The sequence below is a fragment of the Pseudomonas sp. genome, assembly GCF_040514055.1.
Lineage (GTDB): Bacteria > Pseudomonadota > Gammaproteobacteria > Pseudomonadales > Pseudomonadaceae > Aquipseudomonas.
In genome coordinates this window covers 1-22,287 of sequence record NZ_JBEVDL010000098.1, presented here as the reverse complement: position 1 = coordinate 22,287, position 22,287 = coordinate 1, and the positions used below count along the sequence as shown (strand labels likewise).

Here is a 22,287-nt window from a genome sequence, read left to right as displayed (position 1 = left end):
GCCCAACGCCCAACAACTCCTGCTAAACCCGGAACTGCCCCAGGCTCGCCTTGAGCTGCGAGGCCAGCCCGTCGAGCACCCGCCCACTGGCCGCTGTCGCGGCGACGGCCTCGGCGGCCCGCTGGGCCTCGGCATGTATCACCTCAACCCGTCCACGCACCGCCATGGCGCCTTCGGCCTGCTGGCCGGCCGCCTGGGTGGCGGTATTGATCGCGCCATGCACCTCGTCCACGGCCGACTGCACCGACTGCTGCAGGCGCGCACTGTCATGCAGCGCCGCCAAACCTTCCCCCGCCTGCTGGCGAGCCTGCCCGATCACCGCCACCGCCTCACGCGCGCCTTGCTGCAGGGCACCGATATGGGACTGGATGTCGCCGGTGGATTTTTGCGTCTTGCTGGCCAGCGCCCGCACCTCGTCGGCCACCACGGCAAAACCACGGCCACTTTCGCCAGCGCGGGCCGCCTCGATCGCCGCATTCAACGCCAGCAGATTGGTCTGCTCGGCAATACCATGGATCACCGACAGCACCACCTCGATCTGCTCGCTTTGCCGAGCCAATCGCTCGATTACCGCCGAACCGGTTTCTACCCGACTGACCAGTGCCTCGATCAGGCTACCGACGCGCGCCGCAATCACCGCGTTCTCATTGGCCGCCTGCCGGATTGCCGCGACACGCTGCAGCGCCGCCTGCATCGCCCGGCTTTCGGCCTGGGCATCACCGGCCATCACCGCCAGCGCCTGCAGGCTGCCGGCTACCTCGTCGCGCTGCCGCCCCGCGGCGGCCTCGGCCGCCACGCTGCGCGAGGCCAGGCTGTTGATTTCGACCCCGGTGCGCACGGCCACATCGCCGGCTTCGCGCACTATGGGCTGCAGCTTGGCGACAAAACGGTTGACCGCGGCAGCCATGTCGCCGATCTCGTCATGACTGTTCACGTCGATACGCCGGGTCAGGTCGCCCTCGCCCGCCGCCAGGTCATTGAGCGCCGCAATCAGCAGGTAGAGCTTGCTCACCACCCGCCGCCCCAGCACCCAGCCGAGCAGCAACAACACGCCCAGGCCGACCAACGCCAGGCCCGTGCCGATACGCCAGCGCAAGGTGCCCGCCGCGTCCTGGACCGCACTGCGAGCCCCGTCGGACATGTCCTTCGCCGCCGACTGGGCCGCTTGCAGGCGCGCCGTCAGCGCCTTGGAACTGTCGGTCGCGGCGCTGCCCAAGCTGTCCGCCACCAACTGGTCGCCACTGGCGATGAGGGCGGCGAAACGGGTGTCCAGGGCGGCGATTTCGCTCTCCACCGCGGCGGTCGACACGCCCATCAGGACCTTGCCGATCTCGACCCCGTTAGGATTGATCGCGGCCTCGACGAAGTACACCGACTTGTCGTTGCGCGCGGCGTCCAGCACCTTGTCCAGCGCGCGGGTCCCCTGGCCTTTTTCCAGCAGCGCCTTGATCAAGGGGTTCTCGCGGTTCAGATAGCGCGTCAGGTGCTCACCCTTGACGTCGTCGTAGACCACGAACAGCACGTTCGGGTTGCGCTGGGCACGCCGGGCGAACTCCGAGAGCGCCGGACCGTCGTTGTCCCACATGGCTCGCGGCGCCACCGCCGCCAACAGCTGGGCCATGTCATTGGCCGACTCCTTCAGGCTGCGCTCCAGGGTCACCCGCACCTGCGATTGCTCTTGCTTGAGGCGCTCGGACAGCCCGGCCGCGAGTTTTTCCCGGGTGCTCGCCGACAGATTGCCCAACCCCGCACTGACCTCCTTCCCGGCCTGCTCCAGCTCGCCCGACAGGCGCTGGGTATCGCCCGCCAGGCGCCCGCCCAGGTCGACCTCGAGCGCCTTGACGGTACTGCGGGTCAACGCCACAGCGACCAATACCTGCACCAACAGCGCAACGCCTAGGGCAATAAAGACGGGTCGAAGTAAACGGCTACGCAACAAGGAAAAGGCAGCTGGCACGATGGTACTCCTCAGACATCTGCCGCAAAAATGACGGCGGCTTAAGACGTTATAGTCGAAAGCAAGGCCCGTGCCGACCTTCAATATCAGAACGCCTTTATGCAGGCGAAAAAAAGGGCCGCTCCAGGCGACCCAATTTTTTTGCGCCTGCTTAGGCGAACGGATGACGCAACACAATGGTTTCGTTGCGATCAGGCCCGGTGGAGACGATATCGATCGGCGCCCCAACCAGCTCCTCGACCCGCTTGATATAGGCCCGCGCATTGGCCGGCAGCTCGTCGAGGGTCTTGGCACCCAGCGTCGATTCGCTCCAACCTGGCACGTCTTCGTACACCGGCTGCAAACCGATATAACTGTCGGCGTCGGTCGGCGCATCGATCACTGCACCCTGCTCATTTTTATAACCGACGCAGATGCGAATGGTCTCCAGACCGTCCAAGACATCGAGTTTGGTCAGGCACAAACCGGAGATGCTGTTGATCTCGATGGCCCGGCGCAGAATGACCGCGTCGAACCAGCCGCAGCGACGAGCACGCCCGGTGGTGGCGCCGAATTCGTGACCGCGCTTGGCCAGGAACGCACCCACGTCGTCGAACAGCTCGGTGGGGAACGGGCCCGAACCCACCCGCGTGGTATACGCCTTGGTGATGCCGAGGATATAGTCCAGGTACATCGGCCCGAAGCCCGAGCCGGTGGCGATGCCGCCCGCGGTGGTATTGGAGCTGGTGACGTAGGGGTAGGTGCCGTGGTCGATGTCCAGCAACGACCCCTGGGCGCCTTCGAACATGATGTCCTTGCCGGCGCGGCGCAGGTCGTGCAGTTCGGCGGTGACGTCGAGCATCATCGGCTTGAGCAGCTCGGCGTACTCCATGCACTCGTCGAGGGTCTTCTGGAAATCGATCGCCGGCTCTTTGTAATAATTGACCAGCACGAAGTTATGGTAATCCAGCAGCTCGCCCAACTTGGCGGCAAAGCGCTCGCGATGGAACAGGTCGCCGATGCGCAACCCACGGCGCGCCACTTTATCCTCGTAGGCCGGGCCGATACCACGACCGGTGGTGCCGATCTTGTGCTCGCCACGCGCCTTCTCGCGCGCCTGGTCCAGCGCCACGTGATAGGACAGGATCAACGGGCAGGACGGACTGATACGCAGGCGCTCGCGCACCGGCACACCCTTTTCTTCGAGTTTGACGATCTCGCGCAACAGCGCGTCGGGCGCCACCACCACACCGTTGCCGATCAGGCACTGCACGCCTTCGCGCAATACGCCGGAAGGGATCAGGTGCAGCACGGTCTTTTCGCCGTCGATCACCAGGGTATGACCGGCGTTATGCCCGCCTTGGTAGCGCACCACTGCCGCAGCGTGTTCGGTCAGCAGATCGACGATCTTGCCTTTGCCCTCATCACCCCATTGGGTGCCCAGGACTACGACATTCTTACCCATAACACTTGTCCTCTTCACAGAAGCTTGGTGCCGGCACGGCGCCGGCGGGAAACTTAAGAAACCAGCGACACAACCTGCCAGCGACCGTCGCGCAGCAGCAGCTGGCGATCGCAACCGGCCTCGGCGGCAGCCGCCACCTCTTGTCCAGGCAAGGCCTGGACCACACGTTCGAACTCCCCACGCAGGCGTTGGACAACCCGCCACAGAGAGGCATCATGGCTGTCCGGCGCCCAGATCCCACCGGGAGCGGCCTCGGGTGGCATTTGCCCCAGGGTCACCAGCGTCTTGAGGTCCGTGGAAAAACCAGTCGCCGGCCGCGCCCGGCCAAAATCGGCACCGATGTCGTCGTAACGCCCACCCTGGGCGATCGCCTGACCGACCCCGGGCACGAATGCGGCGAACACCACACCGGTGTGGTAGTGATAGCCGCGCAATTCGCCGAGGTCGAAATACAGCGGCACCTCCGGGTAACGCAGGCTGAGGGTGTCGGCAATGGCCATCAGGTCATCCAGCGCGGCATGCACCTCCTCCGGTGCCTCCACCAGGCAGGCCTGGGCCAGGTCCAGCACATCGCGATCACCACAGAGCTCGGCCAGCGCCCGCAACATCCGCGCCAAACCCGCAGGCAACGTTGCGGTCAGCTGCGCCACTTCATCAACGGCTTTGCGTTGCAGCGCATCGAACAGCTGCTGCTCGACCTCGCCTGAGAGGCCCGCCGCGCGGGCCAGGCCGCGATAGATGCCGACATGCCCCAGGTCGACGTGCACCTCCGGCACCTGGGCCAACTCGAGGGTCTCCAGCAGCAGGCTGATGACCTCCACGTCGCTGGCCGGACTGGCGTCGCCATACAACTCCGCACCCAGCTGGATCGGGCTGCGCGACGTGCTCAAGGCACGGGGCTGCGCATGCAGCACGCTGCCGGCATAACACAGGCGACTGGGCCCTTCGCGGCGCAGGGTATGCGCGTCGATACGTGCCACCTGAGGTGTGATATCGGCACGAAAGCCCATTTGCCGGCCCGTCTGCGGATCGATCACCTTGAAGGTGCGCAGGTCCAGATCCTGACCGGCACCGGTCAGCAAGGACTCGAGGTATTCGATATGCGGGGTCACGACGAACTCGTAGCCCCAACGCAAGAACAGGTCAAGAACCTGACGCCGCGCGGTTTCGATTCGGGCCGCTTCGGGCGGCAGCACTTCTTCTATGCCATCTGGCAGCAGCCAGCGGTCTACCCTAGCCATCTTTGCCTTTCCCCTCTTGAGCCGGGCGGCGAGCCTTCAGTAAAGCCCATGCTGAAAATCGCGCGCCAGCCGACTGGCCGGCCCGGCAGCGCCCTGGCCCGGGGCCAGGGCATCAACTGCGTCAACGGGGCGCGCCCTTGACGCGGCCACCGGCAGAACAGGCGCCAGCCCTGAGGCCGGGTCCTGCAAGCGCCTTCCCGCAGACGCAAAAAAGCCGGGAATTTCCCGGCTGACCTAGGATAACACGTTTCCTCGATCGGTCACCCGGCGTACGGCAGGCGTACGCCGGGCGGCGTCTCAGGGCTTGGATTTTTCCAGGTAACGGAAGAAATCGCTGCCCGGATCCAGCACCAGCACGTCGCGCTTGTCGGCAAAGCTGTCGCGGTAGGCCTTCAGGCTGCGGTAAAAGGAGTAGAACTCCTGATCCAGCCCATAGGCATTCGCATAGATGGCGGACGCCTTGGCATCGCCGTCACCGCGAGTTTCCTCCGCCTCGCGATAGGCCTCCGCCAGCAGCACACGACGCTGACGATCGGCGTCGGCGCGAATACCTTCGGCCAACTCCTTGCCCTTGGCCCGGTGCTCGCGCGCCTCACGCGCCCGCTCGGAGCCCATCCGCTCGAACACGCTGAGGTTAACTTCCTTCGGCAGGTCCATGGCCTTGACGCGCACGTCCACGACCTCGATCCCCAGCTCACGCTGGGCCGCCTTGTTCAACGCGGCAGTGACATCCGCCATCAAGGCATCGCGCTCACCGGACACCGACTCGTGCAAGGTACGCTTGCCAAACTGGTCGCGCAGCGCGGCTTCCAGACGCCGGGAGAGCCGGTCATCGGCGGTTTGCTTGAGGCCCGAGGTGGAGGTGTAGAAACGCTCGGCGTCCAGGACCCGCCACTTGGCGTAGGCATCGACCATCAGCGCTTTCTTTTCCAGTGTCAGGAAGCGCGAGGTCGAGGAGTCCAGGGTCATCAGGCGCGCATCGAACTTATGCACCTGGTTCACATAAGGCACCTTGATGTGCAGGCCCGGCTTTAAGTCCGCCTGGACAATGCGGCCGAATTGCAACAGTACCCCCCGCTCGGTTTGCGCGACGATATAGAAGCTGTTCCAGGCCACCAGCGCCAACACCACGCCGACAATCAAGGCCATCAGTGCTTTATTGCTCATCAACGGCTCTCCCGGGCACGTGGGTCGCGCGGCATATCAGCCCCTGCCCGCGCGCCCAGCTCAGCACTGGCAGCGGCACCGGCGGTGCCGGGCAATACGCCGCCACGGCTGTCGATCATCTTGTCCAGCGGCAGGTACAGCAGGTTGTTCTGCCCCTTGTCGCCGGTCACCAGCACCTTGCTGGTATTGCTCATCAGCTCCTGCATGGTGTCCAGATACAGGCGCTCACGGGTCACCTCGGGCGCCTTGCGGTACTCAGCCACCAACTTGGTGAAGCGGTTGGCCTCACCCGTGGCGCGGGATACCACCTCATCGCGATAGCCACTGGCGTCTTCCAACAGCCGCTGTGCCTGCCCACGCGCCTCGGGCACCACACCGTTGGCATAGGTTTCAGCCATGTTGCGCTCACGCTGCTCGTCTTCACGGGCGCGAATCACGTCATCGAAGGCTTCCTGAACCTCGCGCGGCGCGGCAGCGCTCTGCAGGTTGACCTGCGTCACGCTGATACCGGTACGGTAATTGTCGAGGAAACGCTGCAGGCGCTCCTTGACCTCGCTGGCCATCAGTTCGCGACCCTCGGTCAGCACCTGGTCCATCTCGGTGGACCCCACCACGTGACGTACGGCGCTGTCGGTGGCGTGCTCGAGGCTGGTCTCCGGCTGATTCACGTTCAATACGAAGTCCTGCAGGTTGCTGATCTTGTACTGCACCGTCAGCGGCACCTCGATGATATTTTCGTCTTCGGTGAGCATCTGCCCTTTACTGGTGTAAGCACGCTCGGCCGTAACGTTTTCCTGGTACTTACGATCGAAGGGCGGAAAATAGATATTCAATCCCGGCCCGACCGTTTCATGGTACTTGCCGAAGCGCAGCACCACGGCCTGCTCCTGCTCGTCGACCACGTACACCGAACTGTACAACCACACCAGCGACAGCAGCGCCAGGGCGATGCCGAACACCAAGCCACCCCCACCGGAGCCATCACTGGTGCTGCGTTTGTTACCGCCACCGAACAGCCCGCCAAGGCTTTCTTGCAGCTTGCGGAAGGCTTCGTCGAGATCCGGCGGCCCCTTGCGATCGCCACCACGGCGTCCACCCCAAGGATCCTGGTTGTTCGAGTTGCCACCCGGCTCATTCCAAGCCATAGCGCTCTCCATACTGAAAAAGCAAAGACGCACCCACGGCACGCCCGCCAATGCTACAGAATGCCCGCTCTCAGCGGCAAAGCCGCCGTTGCAGGCTTTATTGCAAAGTGTGTTGAGCGAGAAAGTCCAGCGGTTCCCAGCCCTCCCGGCTTACCAGGCGATTCAGCTCGACCCGAGGCACCCGCAGCGCCAACAGACTACCACCCTCCTCGTCGTGCGCCTCGCTCTGCACGGCCCCCAGGGCGAAGAACTGCGCCCGCAAGCGACCCAAGGCCTGCGGCAGGCGCAGGGTGCCGACGAACAAGTCATCGCCGAGCAACTCGGCCACCGCCTGGCGCAGCAGATCGAGGCCTCGCCCATCGCGGGCCGAGACCCACACGCGCTGCGGCTTACCGTCGCCATCGCGCTGGATCTGAGGCTCGACGCCCTCGAGCAAATCGATCTTGTTATACACCTCGAGCAGTGGCAGGCCCTCCGCACCGATCTCCTGCAACACCGCCATGACCTGTTCGATCTGCTCTTTGCGCTCGGGCTCATGAGCATCGATGATATGGATCAGCAGGTCGGAATTGCTGGATTCTTCGAGCGTGGAACGAAACGCCTCGACCAGTTTGTGCGGCAGGTGACGGATAAAGCCCACGGTGTCGGCCAACACGATCGGCCCCAAGTCGTCGAGCTGCAACCGGCGCAAGGTCGGGTCCAGGGTCGCGAAGAGCTGGTCGGCGGCATAGACGTCGGAATTGGTCAGCGCGTTGAACAGGGTCGATTTACCGGCGTTGGTATAGCCCACCAACGAGACCGAGGGGATATCGGCGCGCTGACGCCCCCGCCGGGCCTGCTGGCGCTGACTGCGCACCTTCGCCAAACGGCTCTTGAGCTGGCCCATACGCACCCGCAACAAACGCCGGTCGGTTTCCAACTGGGTCTCACCAGGGCCGCGCAGGCCGATACCGCCACCCTGGCGTTCCAAGTGGGTCCAGCCCCGCACCAGACGGGTACTCAGGTGATCCAACTGAGCCAGTTCGACCTGCAACTTGCCTTCATGGGTACGCGCGCGCTGGGCAAAAATATCCAGAATCAGGCCGGTACGGTCCAGGACGCGGCACTCGAAGGCGCGCTCCAGGTTACGTTCCTGGCTGGGCGTAAGGGTATGGTTGAAAATAACCAGGTCGATATGCTCGGCCTTGACCAGGTCGCGCAACTCCTCGACCTTGCCACTGCCGATCAGATACTTGGCCGTGGGCCTGTGCCGCGGCACGCTGATAAAAGCCACAGTTTCGGCGCCGGCGGAGATCGCCAGTTCCTGAAATTCCTGTGGATCCTCGCGCGCCTCGGGATCCTGGCCGTCCAGGTGAACCAGGACCGCACGCTCCCCCCCTTCGTGGCGCTCAAAGAACAAGGCAGACTCCTATCAGGCGTTACCCGGCTCGACTTCGGCTTGTTCACCCTCGGTCGCACTTGGCAGGCGCACTGGACGACTGGGCACCACAGTGGAAATGGCGTGTTTGTAGACCATCTGGCTGACGGTGTTCTTCAGCAGGATGACAAATTGGTCGAAGGATTCGATCTGGCCCTGCAACTTGATGCCATTGACCAAGTAGATGGAAACCGGAACGCGTTCCTTACGCAGGGTATTGAGGTAAGGGTCTTGTAGCGAATGCCCTTTTGACATGTGCCGCACTCCTTTGTGGATCAAAGATCCGTAGTTTTAGTATTAAAAGACTATGACCGCCCCACCCCCAAGGATAGACGGCTACTCGCAATGGCTCAGGTCAATATGGAGACCGCTTTCAGGTATTTCAAGGCGCGCGGCAGATTGTCGCAAGCAAGGCTGTCGAGCCACTGCAGGTCGTTCCAACCGCGCAACCAGGTGAATTGACGCTTGGCGAGCTGGCGCGTGGCGATAACACCCCGCTCCACCATCTCGGCTCGCTCCAGCCGTCCTTCCAGATAATCCCAGACCTGGCGATAGCCCACCGCCCGTATAGACGGCAATCCCGGATGCAAGTCACTTCGCGCACGCAGCGCTTGGACCTCCTCCACGAACCCCTGTTCCAGCATCAGCTCGAATCGCTGGGCGATACGACGGTGCAGCACAGCACGCTCAAGCGGTGCAATCGCCAACTGCGCCACAGTATAGGGCAGCCCCGCCGCGCCCGAGGCCTCGGCAACGCCCTGTTGCAAGGCTTGTTGCTGGCGATGTGCGGTCATCGTCACTCCGCTCACCCGAAACACCTCCAGGGCACGGGATAGACGCTGCGGATCGTTGGGATGAATACGCGCAGCGGACTCCGGATCGACCCGCGCCAGTTCCTGGTGCAGCGCCAGCCAGCCGTCTCGCGCCGCCCAGGCCTCCAACTCGTCACGCACCTGGGGGTCGGCGCTGGGCATCGGTGCCAAGCCTTCCAGCAACGTCTTGAAATACAACATGGTGCCGCCGACCAGCAATGGAATCCGCCCGCGCGCAGTAATGTCGGCCATGGCCAGCAACGCCTCACTGCGGAACTGTGCCGCCGAATAGGCCTCGACCGGGTCACGAATGTCCACCAGGTGATGGGGGAACGCCGCCAGCTGCTCAGGGCTGGGCTTGGCCGTGCCGATGTCCATGCCCCGGTAGATCAGTGCCGAGTCGACACTGATCAGCTCGCACGGCAGGTCGCGGGCCAGCGCCAAGGCCAGGTCGGTCTTGCCGGAGGCGGTGGGGCCCATCAGGAAAATGGCGGGAGGCAGGCGGGTCATCGATGGTTCACCACTGGCAACGGGAATGCCGCGATCGACCACGACTCCCGCAAAAAAAGGAGGCTTCAGCGCCCGCGCAGGAACAGCTTGTCCAGATCGTCCAGGCCCAGTTGGGTCCAGGTAGGCCGACCATGGTTGCATTGGCCGCTACGCTCGGTCTGCTCCATGTCGCGCAGCAAACCGTTCATTTCCGGCAAGGTCAGGCGCCGGTTGGCGCGCACCGCGCCGTGACACGCCATGGTGCCGAGCAACTCGTTAAGGTGCGCCTGGATACGATCGCTGGTGCCATATTCCATCAAGTCGGCCAACACATCGTGCACCAGCTGGGTGGCTTCGGCCTGCTTGAGCAAGGCCGGTATCTGCCGGATCGCCAGGCTTTCCGGCCCCAGGCGCTGCAGCTCGAAGCCCAGCTTCTGGAACCAGGCCCCATGTTCCTCGGCGCAGTCGGCCTCGCGCTGGCTGACGGCGATGGATTCGGGCACCAGCAGCGGCTGACCACTCAACCCTTCGCTGGCCATGGCGATTTTCAGGCGCTCGTACATGATCCGCTCATGGGCGGCGTGCATGTCCACCAGCACCAGGCCGTGGCTGTTCTCGGCGAGGATATAGACACCCTTGAGCTGTGCCAGGGCATAGCCCAGGGGTGGGACGTCCTGCTGGCCGTCCGCCAGCGCGGCCGCCGAGACCGGCGCCAGCGGCGCGAAAAACTCCCGGTAGGCACTGCCGGCTTCGGCCGCTGGCGGCATCGGCCGCGGCGCCTGGTAGCCGGCACCCGGCGAACGCCAGAGCGACTCGCTCGGGGTGCGCTCGAGCACATTGGCCGCCAGGCTCATCTCATTCTGCGGACCGAACTCGCCCGCTGCCAGGCCGCTGGGGCGCATGACCGCGGTCAGCGGCGCCGGTGCCGGTGCCGCCAGCTGATCCTCCGGACGCACCTCGCCCAGCGCCCGGTGCAGGGTGCCGTAGAGGAAATCATGCACCATGCGCCCATCGCGAAAACGCACCTCGTGCTTGGTGGGGTGCACGTTGACGTCGACCACCGCCGGATCGATTTCCAAAAACAGCACGAAGGTCGGGTGCCGCCCATTGAACAGCACGTCGCGGTACGCCTGGCGCACCGCATGGGCCACCAGCTTGTCGCGCACCATGCGGCCATTCACATAAAAGTACTGCAGGTCGGCCTGGGCCCGGGAAAAAGTCGGCAACCCCACCCAGCCCCACAGGTGCAAGCCATTGCGTTCGATTTCCAGTGGCAACGCCTGCTCCAAAAACGCCGCCCCGCAGACGGCCGCCACCCGCCGCGCCCGCCCGACGTCATCCGGCGCCTCGTGCAGCGTCAGCACGCTCTTGCCGTTGTGGCGCAGGTGAAACGCCACGTCGAAACGTGCCAACGCCAGGCGCTTGATCACCTCTTGCAGGTGATCGAATTCGGTTTTCTCGGCCTTGAGGAATTTACGCCGCGCCGGGGTGTTGAAGAACAGGTCGCGCACCTCCACCGAGGTGCCCACGGGGTGCGCCGCCGGCTGCACCCGTGGTGCCATGTCGCGTCCCTCGGTCTCCACCTGCCAGGCCTGTTCGGCAGCAGCGGTGCGCGAGGTCAGGGTCAGGCGCGCCACCGAACTGATCGAGGCCAGGGCCTCGCCACGGAAGCCCAGGCTGAGCACCTGTTCGAGGTCTTCCAGCTCGCGGATCTTGCTGGTGGCATGCCGCGCCAGCGCCAAGGGCAGGTCATCGGCGGCGATACCGCTGCCATCATCACGCACCCGCAGCAGTTTCACGCCGCCTTGCTCGACGTCCACCTCGATGCGTCGGGCCCCGGAGTCCAGACTGTTTTCCAAGAGCTCCTTGATCACCGAGGCCGGTCGCTCGACCACCTCGCCAGCAGCGATCTGGTTCGCCAGGCGCGGGCTCAGCAGTTGGATACGCACGGGTTCGCTCATGACCGGCTCATGGCTGCACCGCCAACGCAGTCGGCGGGATATCCAGGTTCTGGCCGACCTTCAGGCCGTCGTTCTTGAGGTTGTTGGCCGTGCGCAGCGCGACCAGGCTGACTTGGTAACGCTCCGCGATCATCGCCAGGCTCTCCCCGGAGCTGACCCGGTGCTCACGCGGCCCGGGGGCCAGCTTGCCTTCGTCGCGCAACCAGGCGATGTAAGTGCCCGGCGGCGGGTTCTGCTGGAAAAACTGCCGAACGCCGCTGTGAATCGAACGCGCCAGGGCTTGCTGGTGGCTGGCGCTGCCCAACTTCTTCGCCTCGTTGGGGTTGGAAATAAAGCCGGTCTCCACCAGGATCGAAGGGATGTCCGGTGACTTGAGCACCATGAAACCAGCCTGTTCCACCCGCTGCTTATGCAGCGGGGTGATCCGCCCGAGGTTGCTCAGGACTTTCTGACCAATGTTCAGACTGGACGACAGCGAAGCAGTCATCGACAGGTCCAGCAACACCCCGGCCAGCATCCGGTCCTTGTCGTCCAGGCTGACGTTACCCGCCCCACCGATCAGGTCCGACTGGTTTTCGCTGTCGGCCAGCCAGCGCGCAGTCTCCGACGTCGCGCCGCGATCGGACAAGGCGTAGACCGAGGCGCCGAACGCCTGGGCCCGCGGCGCCGCATCGGCGTGGATGGAGACGAACAAGTCCGCGCCCTTCTTGCGCGCGATCTCGGTGCGTTTGCGCAGCGGGATAAAATAATCGCCGGTGCGCACCAGCTCGGCGCGGAAGCCTTTTTCCCCATTGATTTGCCGCTGTAATTCCTTGGCAATGGCCAGGGTCACGTTCTTTTCGTACTGGCTTTTATTGGGTCCGATCGCCCCCGGGTCCTCGCCACCATGCCCGGCATCGATGGCGATCACAATCGCGCGCTTGCCATTGGGCACCGGCGGCAAGGGCATCGATGGCTGGCTGGGCGTGGTCGGCGGCACCACCGGCACCGGGGTACTGGGCACGTTGGGCACGCCGGCGGTGACACTCGGCGAGATACTGGGCGCGGCGTCCGCTGCCTGGTCGAACAGGTCGACCACCAGGCGATGGCCATACTGCTGGTTGGGTGCCAGGCTGAAGCTTTTCGGCGTGACCGCCGCCGACAAGTCGATGACCAGGCGCAACTCGCTGGGAGAACGCTGGGCCGCGCGCACCGAGGTAATTGGGGTATTGCTCAGCGACAGCGCGCTGAAGGTGGTCGCCAGGTGCGCGTTGCTGACATCGATCACCAGGCGATTGGGCGAGGTGAGGGTGAACACACTGTGCTGCACCGGCCCCGACAGGTCGAACACCAGGCGCGTGTTGTCCGGTGCGCGCCACAGCCGCACCCCGCGCACATCCGAAGCGGCGTACAGATCAGCGGCCACCACCGCCCAAAACACACCGCTTACCAGCGCGCTGATGCGCATAGCCAACCCCATTCTATGATTCATCCTGCATTGGCCAAGAGCGCGCACCAGGCATCGCCGCGCGCACTGCTGGGCGTCAGGCACAGCGAACGGCCGCCTGTTAGCGGCGATATGGTAATGGTCAGGTCAGGCTTTGGCAAAAATCCCGCACCGCGCTGCGGCCATTCGATCAGGCACAGCGCCTGGTCGGCGAAATAATCGCGAATCCCCAGGAATTCGAGCTCTTCCGGATCGCTGAGCCGGTACAGGTCGAAATGGTAAGCACGACGCTCGTCCAGCTCGTAGGGTTCAACCAGGGTAAAAGTCGGGCTCTTGACTGCCCCGACATGCCCCAGCCCCCGAATGATACCGCGCGACAAGGTGGTCTTGCCCGCCCCCAGGTCGCCCAGCAAGTGAATAGTGCCCACCCCCTCACAGGCCTTGGCGATCAGCCCCCCCAGCGCGAGCATCGCGGCCTCATCCGCGGCGTACAGGCTCAACTCAGACACGGTGAATGGTCCTCCAACAATTGACGTATGACCGGCGGCAACTCGCTGGCCAGCAAGCCACGCCCCTGAACCGCGAGCCGTTCACCGGCGCAGGCATGCAACCAGACCCCCAGGCACGCCGCGGCGTAGCCCGACAAGCCTTGCCCCAACAGGGCAGCGAGCAGGCCGGCCAGCACGTCGCCGAGCCCGGCACTGGCCATGGCGGGATGCCCATGATCGCACAACGCCAGGTCGCCCTGCGGACTGGCTACCAGGGTACCGGCGCCCTTGAGCACCACCACCGCCCGGAACCGGGCAGCCAGCGCCCGCGCCATGGCCGGACGGTCAGCCTGCACCTGCGCTGTGGTCAAGCCCAGCAACCGCGCCGCCTCGGCCGGATGCGGCGTGAGCACGCAGCCTTCTGGCAGGGTGACCACCCCCTGGGCCAGCAGGTTCAATGCATCAGCATCCCACACCTGTGGCACAGGGCACCCCGCCGCCAGCGACAGCAGGCTGCGGCCCCACGCAGCCTGCCCCAACCCAGGCCCCACCACCAGCACGCTGGCGCGCTCAACCAGTGGCCGCAACGCGCTGGCCGAGGCCACCCCGACACTCATGATTTCCGGCCGTCGCGCCAACGCCGCCAGCACATGCTCAGCGCGGGTGGCCAGCGAGACCAGACCGGCGCCAGCGCGCAAGGCGCTTTCCGCCGCCAGCAGCGCGGCGCCCCCCAAGCCCTGATCCCCCCCCACCACCAGCACATGGCCGCACTGCCCCTTGTGCGTGGTGGGTCGCCGCGGCGGCAGTACCGGCAGGTTCGGCCGATCCAGTCGCAATGCAGACCACGGACTCTGCCCGACCAGCACAGCATCGGCCTGCAGGTCGTCGAACAGCAACTCACCGACCGATGTCGGTCCTTCACCGGTCAACAGGCCGATCTTGAGACCAATAAAGGTCAGCGTCAGCGTGGCCTGGACGGCAACGCCCAGCACCTGCCCGGTATCGGCACAGAGCCCGGACGGTATATCCAGCGCCAACACCGGCAAGCCGGCGGCATTGATCCGCTCGATAACCGCGGCATAAGGCGCGCGCACCGGGCCCGAGAGACCGGTGCCGAGCAGCGCATCGACCAGCACGCCCCGCAACTCGGCCGACCCGGACCAAGGCAGGATCCTGACCTCGGCGGCTTGCGCCTCGGCCAAGGCCAGGGCCGCATCGCCGTGCAACTGCTGCGGCTCGCCTACCGCCCAGACCTGCACGGCCCAACCGGAACGCTGGGCCAGCGCCGCCAGCAGGTAGCCGTCGCCAGCGTTATTGCCGCTGCCGGCCAGCACGCTCAGGCGACCGGCGTCGGGCCACCGCTGGCGCACGGCACGCCAGGCGGCATCCGCCGCCCGCTGCATCAACGCGAAACCCGGCGTGCCTGCGGCGATCAAGCGTAGATCCAGGGCACGCACCTGCGCCGCGCTGTAGAGCGTCGTGGGCAGGGCAGAAAAAGAATGCAGCATGCGTAGGCTCCGATGTCTGGCAGAATTATACCCACCCCAGCCCCGGTTTCCCTCTGCATGCCTGCTTCAGCGCTCGATCTCGTCGCCCTCACCCAATCGATCAAGGATTGGGGCCGCGACCTGGGCTTTCAGCAGGTCGGCATCGCCGGCCTGGACCTGGGCGAACACGAGCAGCACCTGGAGCGCTGGCTCGCCGCCGGTTATCAGGGCGAGATGGACTATATGGCCGCCCATGGTCATAAACGTTCCCACCCCGAGGAGCTGGTACCCGGCACCTTGCGGGTGGTGTCGTTGCGCATGGACTACCTGCCCGCCGATACCCTGATGGCACAGCGCCTGGGCGATCCGGAAAAAGCCTATGTCTCGCGTTACGCCCTGGGCCGCGACTACCACAAGCTGATCCGTAAACGCCTGCAGCAACTGGCAGAGCGGATCCAGCAGCAGATCGGCCCCTTTGGGTATCGCGCCTTCGTCGACAGCGCCCCGGTGCTGGAAAAAGCCGTTGCCGAGCAGGCTGGGCTGGGCTGGATCGGCAAAAACACCCTGGTGCTCAACCGCAAGGCCGGCAGTTACTTTTTCCTCGGCGAATTGTTCGTCGACCTGCCGCTGCCGGTCGATCCGCCGCAAGACCGCGAACATTGCGGACGCTGCCGCGCTTGCCTCGACATTTGTCCGACCGCGGCCTTCGTCGCCCCCTATGTGCTCGACGCGCGACGTTGTATCTCCTACCTGACCATCGAGCTGAAGGGACCGATTCCGCTGGAACTGCGGCCGCTGATCGGCAACCGGGTGTTCGGCTGTGACGATTGCCAGCTGGTCTGCCCCTGGAACCGCTTCGCCCGCCCCACCGCCCAGCAGGACTTCCAGCCCCGCCACAGCCTGGACAATGCGGAACTGGCAAGCCTGTTTCTCTGGAGCGAGGACGAGTTCCTGGCGCGTACCGAGGGCTCGCCGCTGCGGCGCGCCGGCTACGAGCGCTGGCTACGTAACCTGGCGGTGGGTCTGGGCAATGCCCCCTCGACCATCCCGGTCATCGAAGCCCTGCAGCAACGCCGCGAGGACAGCTCCGCGCTGGTCCGCGAGCACGTGGCCTGGGCCCTGGAGCGCCATGCACAGGCATCGACGGGCGGGGCCGCTAGACCTTGATAAAGTGCTCGCGGTAGTGACGCAGTTCCGCCACTGACTCGCGGATATCGTCCATCGCCAGGTGGCTACCACCCTTCTTGAAGCTGTCTCGCACCTGGGGCGCCCAGCGCGCGGCAAGTTCCTTGAGGGTGGAGACGTCCAGGTTGCGGTAGTGAAAGTAGCCCTCCAGCGCCGGCATGTGCCGGTAGAGGAAGCGCCGGTCCTGGCAGATGCTGTTGCCGCAGATCGGCGACTTGCCCTTGGGCACCCATTGCTCGAGAAAGGCCAGGGTTTGTGCCTCCGCCTGCGCGGCGCTGATGCGACTGTCGCGTACCCGCTGGGTCAAGCCGGACCCACCGTGCTGGCGGGTATTCCACTCGTCCATGCCCGCCAGCAGCGCATCGCTCTGGTGCACGGCGATGACCGGCCCCTCGGCCAGCAGGTTGAGGTCGCTGTCGGTCACCAAGGTGGCCATCTCGATGATGACATCGGTGTCCGGGTCCAGCCCGGTCATTTCCAGGTCGATCCAGATCAGGTTCTGCGGGTTTTGCATGATGGGCTCCTTGGCTTAAGCCGGCAGTTTAGCGAAAAAAGCCCGCGGCCATGACATCGCCAGCAGCGCGCGCCGTCCCGACGCTCAGTCGCCGCCGCCCGGCCGCCAGATCAGCAGCCGTGAACGCCGCCAGTCCCGCAGCTCGATCATCTGCTCCGGCGGCTCGCCCGGCACCTCGAAGCTGTTGCTAACCAGCAGCGCGCCTGCACGCATCTGCGCTTGCGCCTTCCGCCATAAGGCCGGCATGGGGGCCGGGGACAGGAAGCAATAGACCAGGGCAAACTCGCCGAGGTTGGCCGTCCACAGGCTGCGGAAACGGATCCTGCAGTTGCGCCGCGGCAGGCAGCGCAACCAGGCGATAAGGAACACCAGCGGCGCGGTCTCGAAGCCTTCCAGCCGTGCCTGGGGGTAGGCTTTCGCCAACTGGCAGAGGGTACCCGCAAAGCCGCAGCCCAGGTCGACGAAGGCAAAATCGGCGGGCTGGGTCCTGGCCAACTGCACCAGCTGGTGGTGCACCCGCCGCCCACTCAGGTACAGCGGTACCCGTTCGATCAGGCTGTTCCAATTCAGCAGCGCCAGTCCGACAAAGGCCCCCAGCAGCCACCCGGGCGGCACGTCCTGACCGCCCACCCAGAGCAGCCCGGGTACAAACAGGGCATTGATCGGCAACCACCAGCGCGACAGCCCAGCCACATGCCCGAGGCCCGCTGCCAACGCGCCCTGCAGCAGCGCCCAAGCCCACAGCGGCCCGCGCAGCGACAGCCCGTCTGCCATGCCGCGCAGCAGCAGCCCCACCAGCAGCAGCGCACCGAGCTGCACCAATAGCGCCAGCACGGCGGGGTGGCGCCCGTTCCAGAGGCTCATGCCCCGTCCCGCTGGTAGACCATCATTGCCCCACCCTCCATGCAACACCGGCCTGCGCCGGCCGTTGCGCAGTGTAACCAGCACGGCCCTTCGCGTCAGGCAGCGCATGGCCGACCGGGCGGGCGTGCTAGACTCGCCCGACTCATTCTGGCGACCCGTTCGCCGCTCTCGACTCGGAACATCCATGGCCAAACGCCAACTCAACCGCCGGCAAAACTGGCGGATCGAAAAGATCCAGGGCGAGCGCGCCGCCCGCGCCGCCAAACGCGAATCCCATACCCTGGAGACCCTTGAAGGCGGCGACCTCGGTCCGGAGCAAACCGGCCTGGTGATCGCCCACTTCGGCGTCCAGGTCGAAGTCGAAGCCCAGGAAGGTGAGCTGGCCGGCCAGGTGTTCCGCTGCCACCTGCGCGCCAACCTGCCGGCGCTGGTCACCGGTGACCAGGTGGTCTGGCGCGCCGGCAACCAGGGCATCGGCGTCATCGTCGCGCAGCTGCCGCGCAGCACCGAACTGTGCCGGCCCGACAGCCGCGGCGTGCTCAAGCCGGTGGCGGCCAACGTCGACCTGATCGTCATCGTCTTCGCCCCCCTGCCCGAGCCGCACGCCAACCTGATCGACCGCTACCTGGTGGCGGCCGAGCATGCCGGCATCCGCCCCTTGCTGCTGCTCAACAAGCTGGACCTGATCGACGAGCAGAACGCCGTGGCGCTGGAAGCCCTGCTGGGGGTCTACCGCCAGCTCGGCTATCCCCTGCTCGAGGTCTCGGCCCATGGTGGCGGCGGCATGGAAGCGCTGCAGGCACAACTGGACGGGCATGTCAGCGTGTTCGTCGGCCAGTCCGGAGTGGGCAAGTCATCGCTGGTCAACAGCCTGCTGCCGGAAGTCGACACCCGAGTCGGCCCGCTGTCCGAGCTGACCGGCAAGGGCACCCACACCACCACCACCGCGCGCCTGTTTCACTTCCCCCGCGGCGGTGAATTGATCGATTCGCCGGGCATTCGCGAGTTTGGCCTGGGCCACGTCAGCCGCGAGGACGTCGAGGCCGGCTTTATCGAGTTCGACGACCTCCTGGGCCGCTGCCGCTTCCGTGACTGCAAACATGACCGGGAACCGGGTTGTGCCTTGCTCAAGGCGCTCGAGGAAGGGCGTATTCAGCAGCAACGAATGAACAGCTACCGCCATATCCTGGCCAGCCTGGGCGACAGCGGCTACTGATCAACGCACTGGGGGCGGTAGCGGCCGAGAGCAATCGGACCGCTATTGGCCGCTGGCGTCGTCCAGCTTCAATACGCCATCTTCGAAGATATTCAGCTTTTCCCGCAGTTCCGGGGGCTGCAGCGGCGCGGTCGCGCCGGGCAGCGTGGGCGTGGCCGCCGCACCCGGTTTGGCGGCGGGCACGTCGGCCGGCGGCGTGTCAGCGCCATCGCCCTGTTCACCCTCGATATCGCGCTGGGCTTTTTTGGTCAGCACGATGATGTCGATCCGGCGATTGACCGGATTGAAGGGGTCCTCGCGGTCGAACAGCGCCGAGGACGCATAGCCGACCACCCGGGCTACCTGATCATCCGGGTAACCGCCGGCGATCAGCGCGCGGCGCGCGGCGTTGGCGCGCCCGGAAGACAGCTCCCAGTTGCCGAAATCGCCGGCCCCGGCGAACGGCTTGGCGTCGGTGTGGCCGCTGATGCTGATCTTGTTCGGCACCGCCTTGATGGTGTCGGACATGGCCAGCAGGATATCTTCGAAATAGGGCTGCAAGCGGGCGCTGCCAAGGTCGAACATGGGCCGATTTTCTGCGTCCATGATCTGAATGCGCAAGCCATCCTGGGTGATCTCGAACAGGATCTGGTCCTTGAACTTCTGCAACTCGGGGTTCTCGTTGACCTTGTTCTGCAGCTCCTGCAGCAACAGGTCCAGGCGTTCCCGCTCCAACTGTTCGGCCAGGGTCTCAACCTGGGCGGCGTCGACCGCAGCATCCTCGGCCTCGCCCGGGTCCTTGATTTCCGGATTCAGGGTATTGTCCGGCGCTGGCGTGGGCGTGCCGCCCAGGTCGATCACATAGGGACTGGCACTTTCGGAAAAGCCGATGGGGTCCTGAAAATAACCGGAGATCAAGCGCTTCTGCTCCGGAGTGGCCGACGACATCAGCCACAGCAACATAAAGAACGCCATCATGGCGGTAGCGAAGTCGGCAAAGGCGATCTTCCAGGCGCCGCCGTGATGGCCGCCGGCAACCTTCTTGACCCGCTTGACGATGATCGGCTGATTGTTCTCCATGGCGCTTAGCTGCCGCGCATGGCTTGTTCGAGCTCGCTAAAACTCGGCCGATGGGCCGAGAACAGGACCTTACGGCCAAACTCCACGGCCAGGGTCGGTGGCATGCCGGAGGCCGACGCCACCAGGCAGGCCTTGATCGCCTCGAAGATGTTCTGCTCTTCCTTGGCGTCGTGCTCCAGGCAGGTGGCCAGGGGGCCGAAGAAGCCGTAGGCGGCCAGGATTCCGAGAAAGGTACCGACCAGCGCGGCGGCCACGTGCATGCCCAGTTCGCTCTGCTCGACCGAACCCAGCAAGCCCATGGTCACCACGATCCCCAGCACCGCGGCGACGATGCCCATCGCCGGCATGCCGTCGGCAATCCGCGCCACCGCGTGGGCCGGGTGTTCCAATTCTTCCTTGAGGCTGGTCAGCTCCATGTCGAACAGCCCCTCCAATTCATGGGGGGCCATGTTGCCGGACGACATGATGCGCAGGTAATCGCAGATAAAGGCCGTCATCCGCTCGTCCTTGAGGATGGCCGGGTACTTGCTGAAGATCGGGCTGGCGCCGGGATCCTCGACATCGGCCTCGATGGCCATCATGCCCTCGCGGCGACTCTTGTTGAGGATTTCGTACAACAGCCGCAGCACCTCGAGGTAAAAGGTGTGGGTGAAGCGGGTACTGAACATCTTCAGCGAACGCTTGAAGACGTGCATGAACGTGCTGCCGGTGTTGGCCTGTAAAAAGGCGCCGAGCGATGCACCGCCGATAATCAGGACCTCGAACGGCTGGAATAGCGCCGCAAGCTTTCCGTGAGACAAGACGAATCCGCCCAACACGCTGGCGAACACGATAATGATTCCGATGATTTTTACCATAAGGGACTGCTTGCTGGAGCCAGTAATACGGGTTATGAAAAACAACCCTTCTAATTATCCGAGCTTATACGCCAGACTATAGCCAGTTCCGGCTAAAAGCCAGTTTGGTTGACTCCGCCATGGCGACCGCAAAACCCTCACCGCGCACCCTCGACGCCTGGCTCAAGCTGCTCGATGGCGTGCGCCTGCCCGTCCCCAACAGCCAGCACGAACGACTGCGTCATGCGCTGGGTAACAGCCGTAACTCGATGCGTGATATTACCGAGCTGATGCAGGACAGCCCCGCGGTGGCCTTGAGCGTGATGCGCGAGGTCAACCGCAAGACCGGCGGCCTCAGCGAACCGGCCGAAAGCCTGGAAGTGGCGCTGACGCGCCTGGGCCTCAAGCGCGCCGAGGAACTGCTGGCGCGCCTGCCCGCGGTCGACCCCGACAGTATTTCCCCGGCCCTGCGCCAGCTGCAACTGATCAGCCAGCACGCCAGCCAGCAGGCCAATGGCCTGTTCGGTGCGCGTCTGGCGCGGCTGTGGCAGGAGATCCACTGGAGCAGCCTGCTGTTCCTGGCGCCGCTCTGGCCGCTGGTGGCCAGCCAGCCCGAGCTGTTTAGCGCGTGGGAGGAGCGGGTGCTGGCCAATGGCGAGACCGCGACCAAGGTCGAGCGCGAGCTGCTCGGGGTGCCGCTGCTCAAGCTGTGCCTGGCACTCGCCGAGCAATGGCATTTTCCCGAGTGGATCATCCAGGGCTATCGCCTGCTCAACGACGACCGCCGCCTGCTGGTCAAGGCCCTGCATATCGCCCGCGACAACGAGCATCCCCTGCATCAGCAGCAACTGCTGGACGATGATCCTCCGCTGCGGCGCTGGCTGACCCAACCAAGCAACACCGTGCTGCTGGCCAACGGCCTGGCGCTGTCTGCGCACCACGCCTGGGACAGCCCGCACAGCCTGCGCTGGCAGCGCCTGACAGGCCTCTACCTTCACCTGCCGCTGGCCGAAGTACAGCAGCTGATCCACCAACAGGCTGCCCAGAGCGCTCGACAACATGCTTGCGGCGGGCTCTGGCACCCGGCCGAAGCCCTGCTCTGGCCGTGGAGCGCGCGCCGCCTGCAGGCCACAGAAGCCACCACTCCGGCACCGCCCCCCGTGACCCTGAGTGCCTGGCGCAGCCAGTGCGCGCAACTGCTGCAGGAGCCCAGCGCCTTCGCCAACGTGCTGCAACTGACCCTCTGCGCCCGCGACGCCGTGCAGGCATGCGGCTTCAGCCGCTGCCTGATCCTGCTGGCCGACCGCGCCCAGAGCCGCCTGCAGGCGCAGCAAGCACTGGGTTTGCCTGTTCAGGCGGCGCGCCTGGCGCTCGACCCCGCCCAGAGCCAGGTGTTGCGTCACCTGCTCAAGCAACCGACGCAATTGCGCCTGACACCCGCCAATATCGCCCAGTATTCGGCACTGCTGCCCGGCTCGCTCAAGGCCCTGTTTCCCGGCGAGCACCTGCTCCTGCGCTCACTGGCCGGCCAGGAACGGGTGGTCATGCTGCTGATCGCCGACCAGGAGGGCGCGCCGCT

General features: G+C 65.2%; 19 protein-coding genes and 1 pseudogene. 3 read left to right on the top strand and 17 right to left on the bottom strand.

Going from position 1 to position 22,287, the window contains the following annotated elements:
- Positions 1-22: 22 nt before the first annotated feature.
- From ABWY06_RS26020 to ABWY06_RS25240, 13 genes and pseudogenes are all read right to left on the bottom strand, one after another.
- On the bottom strand, positions 23-907 hold the full coding sequence (locus ABWY06_RS26020; RefSeq protein WP_502948254.1) for a methyl-accepting chemotaxis protein: 885 nt from the start codon (positions 905-907) through the stop codon (positions 23-25).
- A pseudogene (locus tag ABWY06_RS26015) lies at positions 881-1,141 on the bottom strand (HAMP domain-containing protein); the annotation flags it as partial. The gene ABWY06_RS26020 and the pseudogene ABWY06_RS26015, both read right to left, overlap by 27 nt.
- 967 nt (positions 1,142-2,108) lie before the next feature.
- The gene (locus ABWY06_RS25290) at positions 2,109-3,401 is read right to left on the bottom strand and encodes an adenylosuccinate synthase (protein WP_353928349.1); all 1,293 of its coding nucleotides are present in this window, start codon (positions 3,399-3,401) and stop codon (positions 2,109-2,111) included.
- Positions 3,402-3,454: 53 nt separating this feature from the next.
- Positions 3,455-4,642 carry an ATP phosphoribosyltransferase regulatory subunit gene (locus ABWY06_RS25285; protein ID WP_353928348.1) on the bottom strand — a complete coding sequence of 396 codons (1,188 nt, stop codon included), beginning with the start codon at positions 4,640-4,642 and terminating at the stop codon, positions 3,455-3,457.
- A gap of 297 nt (positions 4,643-4,939) precedes the next feature.
- Entirely contained in the window at positions 4,940-5,809 is an 870-nt protein-coding gene (gene hflC, locus ABWY06_RS25280; protein ID WP_353928347.1) for a protease modulator HflC, read from the bottom strand.
- Positions 5,809-6,954 (bottom strand): FtsH protease activity modulator HflK, encoded by a 1,146-nt coding sequence (gene hflK / locus ABWY06_RS25275; protein WP_353928346.1) that lies wholly within the window; start codon positions 6,952-6,954, stop codon positions 5,809-5,811. Before hflK ends, hflC begins: the two co-directional genes overlap by 1 nt.
- A gap of 97 nt (positions 6,955-7,051) precedes the next feature.
- Complete coding sequence (hflX, locus tag ABWY06_RS25270) at positions 7,052-8,353, bottom strand: ribosome rescue GTPase HflX (RefSeq protein WP_353928345.1); 1,302 nt, start codon at positions 8,351-8,353, stop codon at positions 7,052-7,054.
- Between the two features lie 12 nt (positions 8,354-8,365).
- Entirely contained in the window at positions 8,366-8,626 is a 261-nt protein-coding gene (gene hfq / locus ABWY06_RS25265) for an RNA chaperone Hfq (protein ID WP_119953568.1), read from the bottom strand.
- A gap of 95 nt (positions 8,627-8,721) precedes the next feature.
- Positions 8,722-9,693 (bottom strand): tRNA (adenosine(37)-N6)-dimethylallyltransferase MiaA, encoded by a 972-nt coding sequence (gene miaA, locus ABWY06_RS25260; RefSeq protein ID WP_353928344.1) that lies wholly within the window; start codon positions 9,691-9,693, stop codon positions 8,722-8,724.
- Between the two features lie 65 nt (positions 9,694-9,758).
- On the bottom strand, positions 9,759-11,633 hold the full coding sequence (mutL, locus tag ABWY06_RS25255) for a DNA mismatch repair endonuclease MutL (RefSeq protein WP_353928343.1): 1,875 nt from the start codon (positions 11,631-11,633) through the stop codon (positions 9,759-9,761).
- Positions 11,634-11,640: 7 nt separating this feature from the next.
- A complete protein-coding gene (locus tag ABWY06_RS25250; protein WP_353928342.1) occupies positions 11,641-13,092 on the bottom strand; it encodes an N-acetylmuramoyl-L-alanine amidase in 1,452 nt (483 codons plus the stop codon).
- 8 nt (positions 13,093-13,100) lie between these two features.
- Positions 13,101-13,568 (bottom strand): tRNA (adenosine(37)-N6)-threonylcarbamoyltransferase complex ATPase subunit type 1 TsaE, encoded by a 468-nt coding sequence (tsaE, locus tag ABWY06_RS25245; RefSeq protein WP_353928341.1) that lies wholly within the window; start codon positions 13,566-13,568, stop codon positions 13,101-13,103.
- A complete protein-coding gene (locus ABWY06_RS25240; RefSeq protein ID WP_353928340.1) occupies positions 13,556-15,055 on the bottom strand; it encodes an NAD(P)H-hydrate dehydratase in 1,500 nt (499 codons plus the stop codon). Before ABWY06_RS25240 ends, tsaE begins: the two co-directional genes overlap by 13 nt.
- Before the next feature lie 57 nt (positions 15,056-15,112).
- Between ABWY06_RS25240 and queG the strand changes: the two genes are divergently transcribed.
- Positions 15,113-16,201 carry a tRNA epoxyqueuosine(34) reductase QueG gene (queG, locus tag ABWY06_RS25235; RefSeq protein ID WP_353928339.1) on the top strand — a complete coding sequence of 363 codons (1,089 nt, stop codon included), beginning with the start codon at positions 15,113-15,115 and terminating at the stop codon, positions 16,199-16,201.
- Here the strand turns inward: queG and orn are convergent.
- Both orn and ABWY06_RS25225 read right to left on the bottom strand, forming a co-directional pair.
- Entirely contained in the window at positions 16,191-16,733 is a 543-nt protein-coding gene (gene orn / locus ABWY06_RS25230) for an oligoribonuclease (RefSeq protein WP_353928338.1), read from the bottom strand. The genes queG and orn overlap by 11 nt on opposite strands.
- Before the next feature lie 84 nt (positions 16,734-16,817).
- The gene (locus ABWY06_RS25225) at positions 16,818-17,597 is read right to left on the bottom strand and encodes a class I SAM-dependent methyltransferase (RefSeq protein ID WP_353928337.1); all 780 of its coding nucleotides are present in this window, start codon (positions 17,595-17,597) and stop codon (positions 16,818-16,820) included.
- A gap of 184 nt (positions 17,598-17,781) precedes the next feature.
- Between ABWY06_RS25225 and rsgA the strand changes: the two genes are divergently transcribed.
- Positions 17,782-18,813, top strand: coding sequence for a small ribosomal subunit biogenesis GTPase RsgA (gene rsgA / locus ABWY06_RS25220; RefSeq protein ID WP_353928336.1), 1,032 nt, complete (start codon positions 17,782-17,784; stop codon positions 18,811-18,813).
- Between the two features lie 42 nt (positions 18,814-18,855).
- Here the strand turns inward: rsgA and motB are convergent, their stop codons facing one another.
- Together motB and motA are read right to left on the bottom strand one after the other, a co-directional pair.
- Positions 18,856-19,872, bottom strand: a complete 1,017-nt coding sequence (gene motB / locus ABWY06_RS25215) for a flagellar motor protein MotB (protein WP_353928335.1) — start codon at positions 19,870-19,872, stop codon at positions 18,856-18,858.
- Positions 19,873-19,877: 5 nt separating this feature from the next.
- On the bottom strand, positions 19,878-20,729 hold the full coding sequence (gene motA / locus ABWY06_RS25210) for a flagellar motor stator protein MotA (RefSeq protein ID WP_353928334.1): 852 nt from the start codon (positions 20,727-20,729) through the stop codon (positions 19,878-19,880).
- Positions 20,730-20,848: 119 nt separating this feature from the next.
- On the opposite strand from motA, the gene ABWY06_RS25205 reads away from it, so the two are divergent.
- The coding region (locus tag ABWY06_RS25205; RefSeq protein ID WP_353928333.1) for an HDOD domain-containing protein at positions 20,849-22,287 on the top strand (1,439 nt) is incomplete at its 3' end.